The organism is Brevibacterium sp. FAM 24630, assembly GCF_049804075.1.
Lineage (GTDB): Bacteria > Actinomycetota > Actinomycetes > Actinomycetales > Brevibacteriaceae > Brevibacterium.
Genome location: NZ_JBNBZD010000005.1, coordinates 43759 through 60181, shown reverse-complemented (window position 1 = coordinate 60181; position 16423 = coordinate 43759). Strand labels below are relative to the sequence as shown.

The 16423-nt window shown below is 66.1% G+C and carries 9 protein-coding genes and 1 tRNA gene; 3 read left to right on the top strand and 7 right to left on the bottom strand.

Features of this window, described 5'->3' with window-relative positions; translation table 11 throughout:
• Window positions 1-37: 37 nt before the first annotated feature.
• A complete protein-coding gene (gene rpsA / locus ACPUD7_RS05490) occupies window positions 38-1522 on the bottom strand; it encodes a 30S ribosomal protein S1 (RefSeq protein ID WP_425119373.1) in 1485 nt (494 codons plus the stop codon).
• 207 nt (window positions 1523-1729) lie between these two features.
• Here rpsA and ACPUD7_RS05485 point away from each other — a divergent pair, with 207 nt between their 5' ends.
• Window positions 1730-2569, top strand: coding sequence for a class I SAM-dependent methyltransferase (locus tag ACPUD7_RS05485; RefSeq protein WP_135541025.1), 840 nt, complete (start codon window positions 1730-1732; stop codon window positions 2567-2569).
• Between the two features lie 160 nt (window positions 2570-2729).
• On the opposite strand, the gene polA is transcribed toward ACPUD7_RS05485, so the two are convergent.
• Window positions 2730-5396 (bottom strand): DNA polymerase I, encoded by a 2667-nt coding sequence (gene polA, locus ACPUD7_RS05480; RefSeq protein ID WP_425119372.1) that lies wholly within the window; start codon window positions 5394-5396, stop codon window positions 2730-2732.
• Between the two features lie 42 nt (window positions 5397-5438).
• Between polA and ACPUD7_RS05475 the strand changes: the two genes are divergently transcribed.
• Window positions 5439-5900, top strand: coding sequence for a PaaI family thioesterase (locus ACPUD7_RS05475; RefSeq protein ID WP_425119371.1), 462 nt, complete (start codon window positions 5439-5441; stop codon window positions 5898-5900).
• A gap of 106 nt (window positions 5901-6006) precedes the next feature.
• Here ACPUD7_RS05475 and ACPUD7_RS05470 read toward each other — a convergent pair whose 3' ends face one another.
• Complete coding sequence (locus ACPUD7_RS05470) at window positions 6007-6627, bottom strand: ANTAR domain-containing response regulator (protein WP_425119370.1); 621 nt, start codon at window positions 6625-6627, stop codon at window positions 6007-6009.
• Window positions 6628-6819: 192 nt separating this feature from the next.
• Between ACPUD7_RS05470 and ACPUD7_RS05465 the strand changes: the two genes are divergently transcribed.
• Window positions 6820-6901: transfer RNA gene (locus tag ACPUD7_RS05465), tRNA-Leu, on the top strand.
• 121 nt (window positions 6902-7022) lie between these two features.
• Here ACPUD7_RS05465 and ACPUD7_RS05460 read toward each other — a convergent pair.
• The 4 genes from ACPUD7_RS05460 to gltB form a co-directional block, all read right to left on the bottom strand.
• Complete coding sequence (locus ACPUD7_RS05460; RefSeq protein WP_425119369.1) at window positions 7023-8387, bottom strand: dicarboxylate/amino acid:cation symporter; 1365 nt, start codon at window positions 8385-8387, stop codon at window positions 7023-7025.
• A 183-nt stretch (window positions 8388-8570) separates the two neighbouring features.
• A complete protein-coding gene (gene pyk / locus ACPUD7_RS05455; RefSeq protein ID WP_425119368.1) occupies window positions 8571-10118 on the bottom strand; it encodes a pyruvate kinase in 1548 nt (515 codons plus the stop codon).
• 126 nt (window positions 10119-10244) lie between these two features.
• The gene (locus ACPUD7_RS05450; RefSeq protein ID WP_425119367.1) at window positions 10245-11687 is read right to left on the bottom strand and encodes a glutamate synthase subunit beta; all 1443 of its coding nucleotides are present in this window, start codon (window positions 11685-11687) and stop codon (window positions 10245-10247) included.
• Complete coding sequence (gene gltB, locus ACPUD7_RS05445) at window positions 11680-16374, bottom strand: glutamate synthase large subunit (RefSeq protein ID WP_425119366.1); 4695 nt, start codon at window positions 16372-16374, stop codon at window positions 11680-11682. Before gltB ends, ACPUD7_RS05450 begins: the two co-directional genes overlap by 8 nt.
• Window positions 16375-16423: the final 49 nt, after the last annotated feature.

Here is a 16423-nt window from a genome sequence, read left to right as displayed (position 1 = left end):
CCGATCTTCCGACCGGGAGCCCTTGTGGTGGCTGCTATCAGCTGCCTGCAAGCTTCTCACGCAGGGCTGCGAGAGCTTCGTCGCTGGCCAGCGTGCCTTCGTCGCTTGCCTCTTCCGAGGAGAACGAACCGGTGGCCGGAGCGGCTTCGGCAGAACCGACGGCATCGGCGGCGGAGGCCTCGGCGTCCGCAGCGATGGCCTTGGCGACCTGCTTCTTGTGCTCTTCCCAGCGTTCCTGAGCAGCGGCGTACTGCTGTTCCCAGGCCTCGCGCTGAGCCTCGTAGCCTTCGACCCACTCGTTGGTCTCGGGGTCGAAGCCCTCCGGGTACTTGTAGTTGCCGTCCTCGTCGTACTCCTGCGGCATGCCGTAGAGAGCGGGGTCGAGGAACTCTTCGGCCTCGGGGTCGACGCCCTCGTTGGCCTGCTTCAGCGACAGCGAGATGCGGCGACGTTCGAGGTCGATGTCGATGACCTTGACGTAGATGGTCTCGTCGACCGAGACGACCTGCTCAGGCAGATCCACGTGGCGCACGGCCAGCTCGGAGATGTGGACGAGGCCCTCGATGCCGTCTTCGACGCGCACGAATGCACCGAAGGGAACGAGCTTCGTGACCTTGCCCGGCACGATCTGTCCGATGACGTGGGTGCGGGCGAAGTGCTGCCAGGGATCTTCCTGGGTGGCCTTGAGCGAGAGCGAGACGCGCTCACGGTCCATGTCGACGTCGAGAACCTCGACGGTGACCTCGTCACCCACGGTGACGACCTCACCCGGGTGATCGATGTGCTTCCAGGACAGCTCGGAGACGTGGACGAGTCCGTCGACACCACCGAGGTCGACGAACGCACCGAAGTTGACGATGGAGGACACGACACCAGGACGGACCTGGCCCTTCTGCAGGGTCTGCAGGAAGTCGTGGCGAACGGCGGACTGGGTCTGCTCGAGCCAGGCGCGACGCGACAGGACCACGTTGTTGCGGTTCTTGTCGAGCTCGATGATCTTGGCTTCGACCTGCTGGCCGATGTAGGGGGCGAGGTCGCGGACACGACGCATCTCGACCAGCGATGCGGGCAGGAAGCCGCGCAGTCCGATGTCGACGATCAGGCCGCCCTTGACGACCTCGATGACGGTGCCGGTGACAACGCCGTCGTCTTCCTTGATCTTCTCGATGTCGCCCCAGGCGCGCTCGTACTGAGCCCGCTTCTTCGAGAGCATGAGACGGCCCTCTTTGTCTTCCTTCTGAAGAACGAGGGCTTCGATCTCGTCCCCGACCTCGACGACTTCGCCGGGATCGACATCGTGCTTGATGGAAAGCTCACGTGCGAGGATGACGCCTTCCGTCTTGTATCCGATGTCAACGAGGACTTCGTCACGGTCGACCTTGACGACTTCGCCTTCGACGATGTCGCCATCGTTGAAGTACTTGATGGTCTCATCGACGGCGGCGAGAAATTCCTCAGCGGTTCCGATGTCGTTGACAGCGACCTGCTTCGGCTGCACCGATTCCGGCGTGGTGGTGGTCATATAGGTAGGGACTCCGATGGAATATTGGTCCAGATCCGGTACCCTGTCGGCAGGTCGTGAATTGTTGCCGGCGGATCCGCATCCGGTCTCGATTGCGAATTTGGACTTGCATGCACAGGCGCATACGGTTGTCAATGCTAGCACCAACACGGGCGTGAATGCACGCCGAGGATTCTATTTTTCAGCAGCCGAGGCGACGGAGGAACGATGAGCGAGGGAACTGACGGAGCCGAGGTCATCAGCGGCGGCTATCTGCCGATCGACGAAGAGGCGTCTGTCCGGGCCAATCGCAGCTACTGGGACAACTCCGCGGAGGAGTATCTGGCCGAACACGGCACCTTCCTCGGAGCTTCGGATTTCATCTGGTGTCCCGAGGGAATTCACGAATCCGACGTCCACCTCCTCGGCGCGGTGGACCGCAAACAGGTCCTCGAGGTCGGCTGCGGCGCGGGACAGTGTTCCCGATGGCTCGCCGAAGAGGGAGCCATCACCACCGGTGTCGACGTCTCGGCCGGAATGCTCGAGCAGGCTTCCCGTCTGCAGCGCGACCATCCGCTCAGCGCCGAGGCGACTCCCCCGACCTTCCTCCTCGCCGACGCCCGTCAGCTGCCCTTCGCGTCGAACAGCTTCGACGTCGCCTTCTCCTCCTACGGCGCACTCCCCTTCGTCAAGGACGCCGAAGTGGTGTTCGCCGAGGTGGCCCGCGTCGTCCGTCCGGGCGGGCAGTGGGTGTTCTCGACCACTCACCCGATGCGGTGGATGTTTCCCGACGTTCCCGGTGAGGCCGGTCTGACGGTGGAGTACTCGTACTTCGATCGCACCCCGTATGTCGAACTGTCCTCGTCCGGTCAGCCCGTTTACGCCGAGCACCATCGGACGATGAGCGACTGGGTGCAGCTGCTGGTGGGCGCCGGGTTCACGATCGACTCGGTCACCGAACCCGAATGGCCTGAGGAGAATCAGAAGGCTTGGGGCGGATGGTCGCCGCTGCGTGGCGCGCTCATGCCCGGCACCGTGATCTTCTCGACGACCCTGCACAAGGACTGACCCGCACGGGGGCTGCTGCACCCGCCCGGCCGGCCTCTGTCCTCACGCAGGCAGGCATTCCGGCTCGTTCAACACTGAGTCAGCTTTTCAATGCGAGGCCCGCGCGAAATCCTGACTCAGCGTTGAACGACGGCGTGGACCGGACCGATCCGACCGCTGCTCAGTGGGCCGCGTCGTGCCAGGACCGTCCGGTGCCGACGTTGACGTCGAGCGGGACATCGAGTTCGAAGGCCGAACCCATCTCTTCGGTGACGATCGCCGTCACCTCGTCGATCTCCCCCGGGTGGACGTCGACGATGATCTCGTCGTGGACCTGCAGAAGCATCGGCGACTGCAGCTCGTCGAGGCGGGAGGCGACCCTGAGCATGGCGATCTTCATGATGTCCGCGGCCGAACCCTGGATCGGAGCGTTGAGTGCGGCGCGTTCGGCCATGTCCCGCAGCTGCCGCCGGTCGCTGTGCAGGGCCGGCAGGTAGCGGCGACGGCCCATGATGGTCTCCGTGTAGCCGTTGGCGCGGGCCTGCTCGACGATCTCGTCGAGGTAGTCCTTGACGGCGCCGAAACGTTCGAAGTACTGCTCCATAAGCCCTTTGGCCTCGTCGACGCCGATCGCCAGCTGCCGGGAGAGCCCGTAGGCGGAGAGACCGTAGACGAGGCCGTAGGACATCGCCTTGACCTTCGAGCGCATCTGCGAGTCCACCTCGTCGATACCGACGTTGAAGACCTTCGACCCGACGTAGGAGTGCAGGTCCTCGCCGTCCTTGAACGCCTGGATGAGAGCGGCATCGCCGGACAGATGCGCCATGATGCGCATCTCGATCTGCGAGTAGTCGGCGGTCAGCAGGCAGCCGTCGGGCTCCGCGGGGTCGGCGATGAAGATCTCGCGGATGCGGCGACCGGATTCGGTGCGCACCGGGATGTTCTGCAGATTCGGGTCGAGAGAGGACAGTCGCCCGGTCGCCGCGACCGTCTGCTGGTAGGTCGTGTGGATGCGCCCATCATCGGCGACGGTCTTGAGCAGGCCGACGACGGTCTGTTTGAGCTTCGTCGAGTCCCGGTACGCCAAGAGATGCTGGAGGAAGGGATGCTCGGTCTTGACGAAGAGTTCGGCCAGCGCCTCGGCATCGGTCGTGTACCCGGTCTTCGTGCGCTTCGTCTTCGGCATGTCGAGCTCATCGAAGAGCACGGTCTGCAGCTGCTTCGGCGAACCCAGGTTGACCTCGTGGCCGATTGCGTCGTATGCCTCCTGCGCGCTCGCTTCGGCCTGCTTCGTGAACTCCTCGATGAGGTTGGACAGTCCGGCCTCGTCGACGGCGATTCCGGTCGCCTCCATCCGAGCGAGCACGGGCACGAGCGGCAGTTCGATGTCGCGATACACCTGAGTCATGTTCGCTTCGTCGACGGCGGCGGCGAGGACCTCGTGGACTTCGAGCAGGGCTGCGGCGCGCTGACCGTGAGTGGTCACCGTCGCATCCGTGTCGAGGTCGAGAGCGAGCTGTCCGGAGTCAGCTTCGGGTTCGCTGAGGTCGATGCCGGCACGTTCGGAGGCGATCTGTCCGAGTTCGTAGGATCGGGCATCGGGGACGAGGAGGTAGGCGGCCAGCGCCGTGTCTCCGCTGATGTCGGTGACGTTGAGTCCGATCGACGCGAAGGCTTTGATCTGGAGCTTCGCCGAGTGGAGGATGAGCGATCGGGCAGCCAGAGCCGAGCTGAGCCGGGCCGCAGTCGTCTCTCCCGCCTCGGCGAGGTCGACGACCCAGGCCTGCCCGGGTTCGGCGGAGACGGCGAGGATGCGGGCGTCTCCGTGACCGAGTTCGAAGCGCGCATCGGAATCGAGCGCGAGGACATCGTGGTCGGCGATATGACCGAGCAGCGCATCGATGTCGACGGTCTCGACGGTGGTCTCCCGTGCCGCTGCGGCGTCGGACTCAGTGCCGGCGGCCTCGGGGAAGATCGCTGCGAGGCGCTTGCCGAGGGCTTGGAATTCGAGCTGATCGAACAGGCTCGACAGTTCGCTCGGGTCCCCTTCTCCCCAGACGAGGTCGTCGAAGCGCAGACCGAGATCGACGTCGTCGAGGAGGCGGTTGAGTCGGTAGTTCCGCTCCACCTCGGCGATGTGATCGCGCAGCTTCTCACCGACCTTGCCGCCGATCTTCTCCGCATTCTCGAGCACACCAGGCAGGTCACCGTGTGCGGCGAGCCATTTGGCGGCTGTCTTGTCACCGACGCCGGGGACACCGGGCAGGTTGTCGGCCTTCTCGCCGACGAGCGCGGCCAGACCGCGATAGTTGGCCGGACTGACTCCGTACTTCTCCTCGACCGCGGCGGGCGTCATCCGATTGAGGTCGCTGACCCCGCGCTTCGGGTAGAGGATCGTCACGTCCTCGGAGGCGAGCTGGAAGGAGTCCTTGTCTCCGCTCATGACCTCGACGGCCGCTCCCGCCTCGGTGCCCATCCGGGTCATGGTGGCCAGAGCATCATCGGCTTCGAAGCCCTCTTTGACCACGACTCTGATGCCCATCGCGGTGACGATGTCCTTGATGAGGTCGATCTGCGGGTGGAACTCCGGCGGAGTCTTCGCCCGACCGGCCTTGTACTCGGGGTACTCCTCGAGCCGGAAGGTCTGTCGTCCCAGGTCGAAGGCCACGGCCACATGGCTCGGGGCTTCGTCGCGGAGGACGTTGATGAGCATGGAGATGAAGCCGTAGATGGCGTTCGTCGTCTGACCGGTGCTGGTGGAGAAGTTCTCGACTGGCAGGGCGTGGAATGCCCGGTAGGCCAGGGAGTGTCCGTCGATGAGCAGGAGGGATTCGTTTGAGTGACTCACATGGCATAGCCTAGCGTTCGAACCTGACTTGAAGGAGATCCGATGCTGCGTCCCAACGATTCCCTGACCTCACACACCACCGCCGAGGAGGTCACCGACCTGCTCGAGTCGCTGCGCGCTCCGGGCGCGGGAGGCGAGCTGTGCGAGAAGATGGGCATCGAGTTCACCGAGCTCGGTCACGATCATCTCACCGCCACGGCGCCGGTCGAGGGAAATCGGCAGCCGATGGGTCTCTTCCACGGCGGCGGACACGTGGTCCTCGCCGAGTCCTTGGCCTCGATGCATTCGTTCCTGCTCTCGGGCGGCAAGAACGTCGTCGGCGTCGATCTCAACGCCACCCACCTGCGGGCCGCCCGCGATGGGTCGGTCACCGGCCGCGCCGAAGTGCTTCATCAGGGCCGCACGATCGTCTCCCATGAGGTGAAGATGACCGACGAGGCGGGGCGCCTGCTGTCGATCGTGCGGATCACGAACATGATCCTCAGGACAGAACCGAAGGGCTGAACGAGCGAACGACTTCGGAGCGCCGAAACGCAGGGGCCGGCGAATCCATGATGGATTCGCCGGCCCCTGTTCGGTGTCGGATTCGGGCGGTCGCTGCCCGGCGGTTCTACTTCTTCGTGCCGATCTGCTTGAGCACGGTCTCGGCCACCTCGCGCATTGTGAGACGACGGTCCATCGACGTCTTCTGGATCCAGCGGAAGGCTTCGGGTTCGCTCAGGCCCATCGAGGTCTGCAGCAGGCTCTTGGCGCGCTCGACGAGCTTGCGCGTCTCGAATCGTTCGGTGAGATCGGAGATCTCGGATTCGAGCGAGCTGATCTCGGCGTGGCGCGAGAGCGCGATCTCCAGGGCCGGGATGAGGTCGGCCGAGGTGAACGGCTTGACGACATAGGCCATGGCACCGGCGTCACGGGCACGTTCGACGAGCTCCTTCTGCGAGAAGGCGGTGAGCAGCACGACCGGGGCGATGCGGGCGCGGGCGATGCGCTCGGCCGCGGAGATCCCGTCGAGGATGGGCATCTTGATGTCCATGACGACGAGATCGGGGCGCAGCTCCTCGGCCAGGCGGATGGCGGATTCGCCGTCCGCGGCTTCACCGACGACGTCGTAGCCGACCTCGCGGAGCATTTCTACGATATCGAGACGGATCACGGCCTCGTCTTCGGCCACGACTACGCGGCGGACAGGCACGGACTCATCTGCAGTTGACTCTTCGCTGTTTGAAAGCACGAGACCAGTCTAGACCAGGCCGGTGAGGTCCATGCCAGCGGGCGGTGAAGTTTCTTCTGTGAGGGTGGCCACCCCCGGTGACGGCGACCACCGGCGCATCCGGTCCGACGGCGGGAAAATGTGCAATCCGTGTGCTCGCGCAGTAGAATCGTCCCCGTCGCCGAGGCGGCCCCACGGGGCAGTCGGACGCGAGCCGGATTGGCGGAATCGGTAGACGCGGTGCACTCAAAATGCATTGTCGAAAGACGTGCGGGTTCGAGTCCCGCATCCGGTACGGACGAAGGCACTGTCGAATGCGAATTCGACAGTGCCTTCTTTCGTCTCAGTGCCTTCTCTCGTCCCCGAGGCAGTGCACACCGGCTGTGCGCACTTCCGGACCGATGACCCGGATCCGCCTACCGGACCGCCTCGGTGCTGGGTGCATCGTCGTCGGCATCCTCCGCGACCGGCACGTAGCCGTTGATGCGCTCAGCATCGTAGCGGTCGACGTCGAGGATGTCATGGCGTCTGGCCACGATGGCCGGGATGAGCGCCTGACCGGAGACGTTGAGTGCGGTGCGTCCCATGTCGACGATCGGCTCGATGGCCAGCAGCAGTCCCACGCCCTCGAGCGGCAGGCCCAGGGTCGAGAGGGTCAGTGTGAGCATCACGGTCGCACCGGTCGTGCCGGCGGTTGCGGCCGAACCGATGACGGCGACGAACACGATGAGCAGGTACTGGATGAGGGAGAGGTCGATCCCGAAGAACTGGGCGACGAACACGGCTGCGATGGCCGGGTAGATCGCGGCGCAGCCGTCCATCTTCGTCGTCGCGCCGAAGGGCACGGCGAAGGCGGCATAGGAGTGGGGCACACCGAAGTTGTCGGTCGCGACCTTCTGCGTCACGGGCATCGTGCCGATCGAGGACCGCGAGACGAATCCCATCTGAGCGGCCGGCCAGACTCCGGAGAAGTACTGGCGCACAGACAGTCCGTTGGCGCGGGCCAGGGCCGGGTAGACGCCGAAGAAGACGAGTGCCAAGCCGATGTAGACGGCGACGACGAACCACAGCAGGGAGCCCATGGTCGACCAGCCGTAGGAGTTCACCGCGTTGCCGATGAGTCCGAGGGTGCCGATCGGAGCGATGCGCACGATCCACCACACGACCTTCTGCACCACGGCCAGGGCCGCCTCGATGAATTCGAGGAAGGGTTCCGCGGCCTTGCCGACCTTGACGGCGGCGATGCCGATGGCGCCGGAGACGATGATGAGCTGGAGGATGTTGAAGTCGACCTGGGAGGCGAGGCCACCGGACTCATCGGGTGCGGTGGAGACCTCGAGCCCGAGGACGTTCTGCGGCACGAGTCCGGTGAGGAAGCCGACCCAGCTGCCCTGTGAGTCCGGGGCCGCAGCGTTGAGCGATGCGGCATCGGCATGGGCTCCGGGCTGGATGACGACGCCGAGGATGAGGCCGAGGACCACGGCGATGAGCGCGGTCAGGGCGAACCACAGCAGCGTCGACATCGCGAGCTTCGCGGCATTCGTGACCTTGCGCAGGTTGCCGATGCTCGCGATGATCGCGGTGATGACCAGCGGCACGACGGCCGCCTTGAGCAGGGTGACGTAGGACGAGCCGATGATGTCCAGGGTCTGTCCCAGCCAGTTGTCCGCGCTCTCGTTGAGCGGACCCCAGGACCGGGCGATGAGCCCGAGGACGACGCCGGCGATGAGTGCGATCGTCACCTGCACTCCGAAGGACTTGCTCCAAGCGGGCAGTCTCATTGATTTCCTCTCCTAGCTGGCCCTCCCCGCGAGGTGCCGAAGGGAGGAATGGCAACACGGAGAACAACTGTTGAGCAATCGACGAAATTCCGCAAATCCCTGTGACACGCATCGCAGACGACGAAGGCGGCGCCCGATCCGGTTGCGGATCGAACGCCGCCTGATCGCGGGGGCGACGAAGAGTCAGTGCCGGGGCGAGTGGTCGTCTCGCACGATCGGCATCTCGCGGGTGATCGGCGATTCGGACACCACCCCGTAGCCGGCCAGCGGGTCCTCTTCGGAGTCCGACGAGTCCTGGTAGGCGGCCGTGACGCCCTTGGCCGCATCACCGATGGTGTGGATGCGCAGAGCGTTCGTCGATCCCGGGATTCCCGGAGGGGACCCGGCCACGAGGATGCTCTGATCGCCTTCACGGGCGGTGCCGTCGGCGAGGAGGACCGCATCGACCTGGCGTGCCATCTGATCGGTGTGGCGCACCGTCTTCACGAGGTAGGGGCGCACTCCCCAGGTCAGCGCCAGCTGGTGGCGGACCTGCGGGTCCGGGGTGAAGCCGAGGATCGGCCAAGCCGGGCGCAGACGCGACATCCGGCGCACCGAGTCACCGGTCTGCGAGAACGTGCACAGCAGATCGATATCGAGCTGCTGAGCAATCTGCACGGCAGCCGCGGTGACGGCTCCGCCCTTCGTGTGCGGGTCGGTGCCCAGCGGGGGAATCCGCTCGAGCCCGTGCTCTTCGGTGGAGCCGATGATCCGGCTCATCGTGCGGATCGCCTCCACCCAGTGCGCACCCACCGAAGTCTCTCCGGAGAGCATGAGCGCATCGGTGCCGTCGAGGACCGCGTTCGCGCAGTCGCTGGCCTCGGCGCGGGTCGGCCGCGGGGCGTCGATCATGGTCTCGAGCATCTGGGTGGCGACGATGACGGGCTTGGCCTGCTGGCGGGCGATCTCGACGGCGCGCTTCTGCACGATCGGCACCTGTTCCAGCGGCAGTTCGACGCCGAGGTCGCCGCGGGCGACCATGATCCCGTCGAAGGCGTCGATGATCTCATCGAGCTGCTCGACGGCCTGCGGCTTCTCGAGCTTCGCGATGACCGGCGCGGTGATTCCGACCTCGTCCATGACCGCACGCACATCATCCATATCCTCGGGACTGCGGACGAAGGACAGGGCCACCCAGTCGAAGCCGAGATGCAGCCCCCATTTGAGGTCGTCGATGTCCTTCTCCGACAGGGCCGGAACGGACACGGGCACACCGGGGAGGTTGATGCCCTTGTGGTTGGAGATGGTGCCGCCGATCTCGACCTCGGTGACCACATCGGTGGCGGTGACCTCGGTGGCACGCAGGCGCAGACGCCCGTCGTCGATGAGCAGCGGGTCTCCCACGGAGACGTCTTCGGCCAGGGTCGGCAGCGTCGTGCTCACGAGTTCGGCGGTGCCGTCGACGTCGCGGCTGGTGATCGTGAAGGTGGCACCTTCGACGAGTTCCTCCTTGCCGTTGGCGAAGGTGCCGACCCGGATCTTCGGACCCTGCAGGTCGAGCAGCACCGCGACCGCCTTGCCGGTGTCGAGTGCGGCCTGGCGGACCCAGGCGAATTTCTCTTCGTGTTCGTCTCGTGTTCCGTGGCTGAGATTGAATCGGGCGACATCGACGCCTTCATCGACGAGCTCGCGGATCTCTTCATAGGAGTTCTGGTTCGGACCTAAAGTTGCGACTATCTTTGCACGCCTCATACGCTCCACCCTACCTAAAGTCTCAGCGGGCGGCTGTTGCCGCTCACCGCTGGTCACGAGCGGTGGACCGACGGCACTGCGCTGTGCCGCTCCACCGTCTCTTCTCACTGTCTGACATGGACTATCTTAGCATTTGAACTCCGCATCCGTGGGTCGCACGGGCGACTCCAACCGTGTCGAACCGGTGAGGAAACGGTCGACCGCGGCGGCCGCGGCTCGCCCCTCGGCGATGGCCCAGACGATGAGCGACTGTCCCCGACCGGCATCGCCGGCGACGAAGACGCCCGGGATCGAGGCATAGTCCTCATCCCGTTCGAACGCTCCCCCGGCTCGGGTGTCGAGGTCGATGGAGTTCGTTTCCGGGCCGCTGAACCCGAGGGCCAGCAGCACGAGATCGGCATCGATGACATGTTCGGTGCCCGGCGTCGGCACGCGACGACCATCGGCGAACCGGGTCTCGGCGACTTCGATCCCTCGCACCCGCCCGGCCCCGTCGCCGACGAACCGAGTCGTCGATGCCAGATAGCGTCGGGTGCCGCCCTCTTCGTGAGAGGATTGGACCTCGAAGATCCGCGGCACCATCGGCCACGGCGAGTCCGCGCCCCGTTCCGTCGGCGGCTTCGCCCCGATCGCCAGAGTCGTCACCGAAGCGGCCCCCTGCCGCAGCGCCGTGCCCAAGCAGTCGGCACCGGTGTCTCCGCCGCCGATGATGACGACGTTCTTTCCCGCCGCATCGATGGGCAGTTCGGCAGCGGACCCGGCCTGCGACCGATTCGAGGGCACGAGGAAGTCCATGGCGAATTCGATGCCGTCGAGGTCGCGTCCGGTCAGCGGCATGTCCCGAGCCACGGTGGCGCCGGTGGCGACGATGACGGCGTCGAAGCGGGCGCGCAGTTCGAAGAGTTCGATATCGCGGCCGATCTCGACTCCGGTTTCGAACCGGGTGCCTTCCGCCCGCATCTGGGACAGCCTGCGGTCGATGTGGTGCTTCTGAAGTTTGAAGTCGGGAATCCCATACCGCAGCAGCCCGCCGAGGCGGTCCTCCCGTTCGTAGACGACGACGGTGTGTCCGGCCCGGGTCAGCTGCTGGGCAGCGGCGAGTCCGGCCGGTCCGGAACCGATCACGGCAACGGTCTGCCCGGTGATCCGGTCGGGCACGACCGGGGTGATGAGCCCGGCGGCGAAGCCTTGGTCGACGATGGAGACTTCGACCTGTTTGATGGTCACCGCCGGCTGATTGATGCCGAGCACGCAGGCGCTCTCGCACGGGGCGGGGCAGACACGACCGGTGAATTCGGGGAAGTTGTTCGTCGCATGCAGCAGCTCGACCGCCCGCGGCAGCTCCCCGCGATACATCGCATCGTTGAACTCCGGGATGAGGTTGCCCAGAGGGCAGCCCTGATGGCAGAACGGGACACCGCAGTCCATGCAGCGGGAGGCCTGCCGGCGCAGCTGCGCGGGGTCACCCGACTCGTAGATCTCCGAGTAGTCCATGAGCCGGATGGGCACCGGCCTGCGGGCGGGCAGTTCGCGTTCGGTGAAGGTGAGGAATCCGTGCGGATCAGCCATGAGCGGCCTCCAGAATCGTCTGCCAGGTCTGATCGGAGTCGGCGGCTTCGCCGGTGCCCGCAAGCTCGTCCTGGAGTTCTTTGACCCGTGCATAGGCAGCGGGGATGATCTTCGTGAAGCGGGACAGGACGTCCTGCCCGCGGTGCAGCCCGGTGAGCAGCTCGTGCGCGAGCGGAGATCCCGTGGCCTCCACATGCGCGGCGAGCAGCCTTTCGAGCACCTCGGCATCGGTGACTCCGATTCCCGTGAATCGGAAGACCCCGGCCGCGCGCTCCTTCGGGTTGAGTCGGCTCGGGTTGAAATCGAGGACGAAGGCGGTGCCTCCGGACATGCCGGCCGCGAAGTTGCGGCCGATCGGTCCGAGGATGACGGCTGTGCCCCCGGTCATGTATTCCAGACCGTGGTCGCCGATGCCTTCGACGACGGCTTCGGCACCGGAGTTGCGCACGAGGAAGCGCTCCCCGACCTGGCCCGAGAGGAACAGCGACCCCTCGGTCGCCCCGTAGCCGATGACGTTGCCGGCGATGACGTTGTGTTCGGGCCGGTTCGGGTTCTCCGGGTGCGGGGCGAGGCTGATCGTCCCGCCGGACAGACCCTTGCCGACATAGTCGTTGGCCTCTCCGCGCAGAGCGATGCTCACTCCGTGCGGCAGGAACGCGCCGAGGGACTGTCCGGCGGTGCCGTGCAGGTTCACGCGCACGGTGCCCGCGGGCAGTCCGTTCCCGCCGTGGGCCATCGTCACCTTGTGCCCGAGCAGGGTGCCGACGGAGCGATCCGTGTTCCCGATGCTCGCGCTGAGCTCGATCTGGGTGCTCGCGCCGATCGAGGACTCGGCCCGCCGCAGCAGGTCGACGTCGAGCTCCCCGGTGAAGTCTCGCGGGGATCGGTTCCTGCTGGTGCGCACCCGGGCCGGTTCACCGTGGATGTCGGTGGGCACGGTCAGGATCGGGGCGAGGTCGAGGCCCAGCCCCGAGGCGGCCGCTCGCTCCTCGTCGATGCGCAGTCTCTCGACCGCTCCGATCGCTTCGTCGAGGCTGCGCAGCCCCAGTCGGGCGAGGTGGGCGCGGACCTCCTCGGCGATGAAGGTGAAGAAGTTGACGACGTGATCGGCCTGTCCGGCGAAGCGCTCACGCAGTTTCGGGTTCTGCGTGGCCACCCCTACGGGGCACGTGTCCTTGTGGCACACGCGCATCATGATGCACCCGGAGACGACGAGCGCGGTCGTCGCGAACCCGAATTCTTCGGCGCCGAGGAGGGCGGCGATGATGACATCGCGTCCGGTCTTGAGCTGTCCGTCGACTTGGACGCTGATGCGGTCGCGCAGTCCGTTGAGCACGAGCGTCTGCTGCGCTTCGGCCAATCCGAGCTCCCATGGGGTGCCCGCGTGTTTGAGCGAGTTGAGCGGGCTGGCTCCCGTACCGCCGTCGTGGCCGGAGATGAGCACGACATCGGCGCCGGCCTTCGCTGCGCCCGCGGCGACGGTGCCGACACCGATGCCGGAGACGAGTTTGACGTGGACTCGGGCGGACTTATTGGCTCGCCCGAGGTCGTGGATGAGCTGGGCGAGGTCCTCGATCGAGTAGATGTCGTGATGCGGCGGCGGGGAGATGAGTCCGACGCCGGCGGTGGCGTGTCTGGTCTTCGCGATCCACGGGTAGACCTTCTCCCCCGGCAGCTGACCGCCCTCACCGGGCTTCGCCCCCTGCGCCATCTTGATCTGGAGGTCATCGGCGGCCGAGAGGTAGTGGCTGGTGACCCCGAATCGACCGGAGGCGATCTGCTTGATCGCTGAGCGCCGCTGGGGGTCGAGCAGCCGTTCGGTGTCCTCTCCCCCTTCGCCGGTGTTCGACTTCCCGCCGATCCGGTTCATGGCGATCGCCAGCGTCTCGTGCGCTTCTGCCGACAGTGAGCCGTAGCTCATCGCTCCGGTCGAGAAGCGCTTCATGATCGCCTCGGCGGGTTCGACCTCGTCGATGTCGATGGGTCCGGATTCGACGGGAACGAAGTCGAAGAGTCCGCGCAGGGTCATCAGTTCCGCGGACTGCGTGTCGACGGCGTGGGTGTACTGCTTGAAGATGTCGAACCGTCCGGTGGCGGTGGAGTGCTGGAGCCGGAAGATGGTCTCCGGATCGAACAGGTGCCCCGGGCCCTCCCTGCGCCACTGGTACTCCCCGCCGACGAGCAGGTTCCTGTGGGCCGGACGCGGATGATCGTCGCGGTAGGCCTCGGCGTGCCGGGCAGAAGTCTCGGCCGCGATATCGGTCAGTGTCTTCCCACCCAACTGATGCGGCGTGGAGGTGAAGTGCTCCTCGATGAGGGAGGCGGCCAGTCCGAGGGCTTCGAAGGTCTGCGCCCCGTGGTAGGACTGGACCGTCGAGATGCCCATCTTCGACATGATCTTCAGCAGGCCCTTGTTGAGCGCGGTGAGCACGTTCGCCACGGCCGCCTCTTCGCTGATGCCCGGGATCCGACCGGCGCGGACGAGATCTTCGGCGGTCTCCATCACCAGGTAGGGGTTGACCGCGGAGGCACCGAAGGACACGAGCGCGGCCGCATGATGGACCTCGCGGACGTCTCCGGCTTCGACGACGATGCTCACCTGGGTGCGGGAGCGTTCCCGCACAAGATGGTGGTGCAGGGCCGAGGTCAGCAGCAGCGACGGGATCGGAGCATAGTCGGAGTTCGACTCTCGGTCGGTGAGGATGAGGAACACTGCTCCGGCGGCCACCGCTGCGCTCGCCTCCTCGCACAGTGCCGCGATCCGGTCGGCCATCGCCTCGTCTCCGGCGGATACCGGGTACAGACCGGACAGTGTCACCGAGGCAGTGGTGACGTCCGCGCCGAGGTGGTCGACGTCCAGATGCGCGATCGCTGTGAGCTCGTCGTTGTCGATGACGGGGCGTTCCAGCAGGATGTGGGTCGAGTCCGGGCGGGTCGAGCACAGCAGGTTGCCTTCGCGGCCGATGCCCGCGGACATGCTGGTGACGATGTCTTCCCGGATCGAGTCCAAGGGCGGGTTCGTCACTTGGGCGAAATTCTGGTGGAAGTGGTCGAAGAGCAGGCGTGGGCGAGTGCTCAGGGCCGCGATCGCGGTGTCGCTGCCCATTGCTCCCAGCGGTTCGGCTCCGGTCTCGGCCATCGGAGCGATGAGCACCCGCAGCTCTTCTTCCGTGTAGCCGAAGGTCCGCTGCCGCCGGCGCACCGAGGACTGCGGATGGCTGACGTGGACGCGGGTGGGCAGTTCGGCCAGATGCGTCGAGCATTCGGACACCCAGTCTCGGTAGGGGTGTTCGGTCGCGAGCCGGTTCTTGATCTCCGTATCGGAGATGATCCGTCCGGCTTCGACGTCGACGAGGAACATCCGGCCCGGGGTCAGTCGGCCCCGCGCAGTGATCTCTGCTTCGGGCAGATCGACGACGCCGGCTTCGCTGGCCAGCACCACGGTGTCGTCGGTCATCGCGTACCGTGCCGGGCGCAGACCGTTGCGGTCGAGGACGGCTCCGGCGAGGCGACCGTCGGTGAAGGACACACAGGCCGGTCCGTCCCACGGCTCCATGAGCAGGGAGTGGTATTCGTAGAAGGCGCGGCGATCGTCGCCCAGTCCCGGGTTGTTCTCCCAGGCCTCGGGGATCATCATGAGCATCGCCTGCGGCAGGGACCGCCCTGCGGCGACCATGAGTTCGAGTACGGCGTTGAAGGACGCGGAGTCCGAGGCACCGGCCGGAATGATCGGCAGGATCCGTTCGAGCCCGCGTTCGGTGCCGGGCACCGGGGATTCGAGCAGTTCGCTCACGAGGGCCGCTTCGCGGGCCTGCATCCAGTTGCGGTTGCCGCGCACCGTGTTGATCTCACCGTTGTGGGCGATGGTGCCGAAGGGTTGGGCGAGCTGCCAGGAGGGGAAGGTGTTCGTCGAGAACCGGGAGTGGACGAGCGCAATGGCCGACTTCAGGCGCTGATCGCGCAGTTCGGTGTAGAAGGCGTCGAGCTGCCCGGTCGAGAGCATGCCTTTGATCGTCAGCGTCGTCGGCGACAGTGACGGGAAGTACAGGCCCGCGTTGTCGAGTCGTTTGCGCACGATATAGGCCCGGCGGGCCAGGTCGGAGGCATCGCGCAGCGGGTGTTCGGGGCTGCTGACGAAGAACACCTGGCGCATCGTCGGCATGGTTCGACGGGCGATCTGCCCGAGGACGGAGGGATCGACGGGCACGTCCCGGACAGCGAGCACCGCCAGGCCCTCTTCGGCGCCGATCGTGCGCAGCAGGTCCTCCTGGTCCCTCGCGGCCGGCTCGGCCGACACCGGAGTCTCGGTCGAGGCGTTGAGAGCGGCGGTGGTCCGGTTGAGGTCGGCGGAGTAGTCCTGGGCGAAGAAGCCGATGCCCATCGCGTACTCACCGGGTTCGGGCAGAGTGGTGCCGGCGGCGGCGAGTTCTTCGGCGAAGTAGTCGTGCGGGATCTGGATGGTGATGCCGGCGCCGTCACCGGTGCCTTCGTCGGAGCCGATGCCGCCGCGGTGCTCCAAGCGGCGCAGCGCGTCGAGAGCCTGGTCGATGACCTGATGATCGGGTCCGCCTCGGTAGCGGGCGATGAGGGCGAGTCCGCAGGCGTCGTGTTCGAGCGCGGGATCGTAGAGTCCGATTCGGCCCGGCGGTGCCGGGCGTTTCTGGGTCGCTGCCGTGCTGGGGTTCATATGCTGCCTTCTCGGTGTGTTCGACCTGTCGAAAAGACGGCGCTGTCCT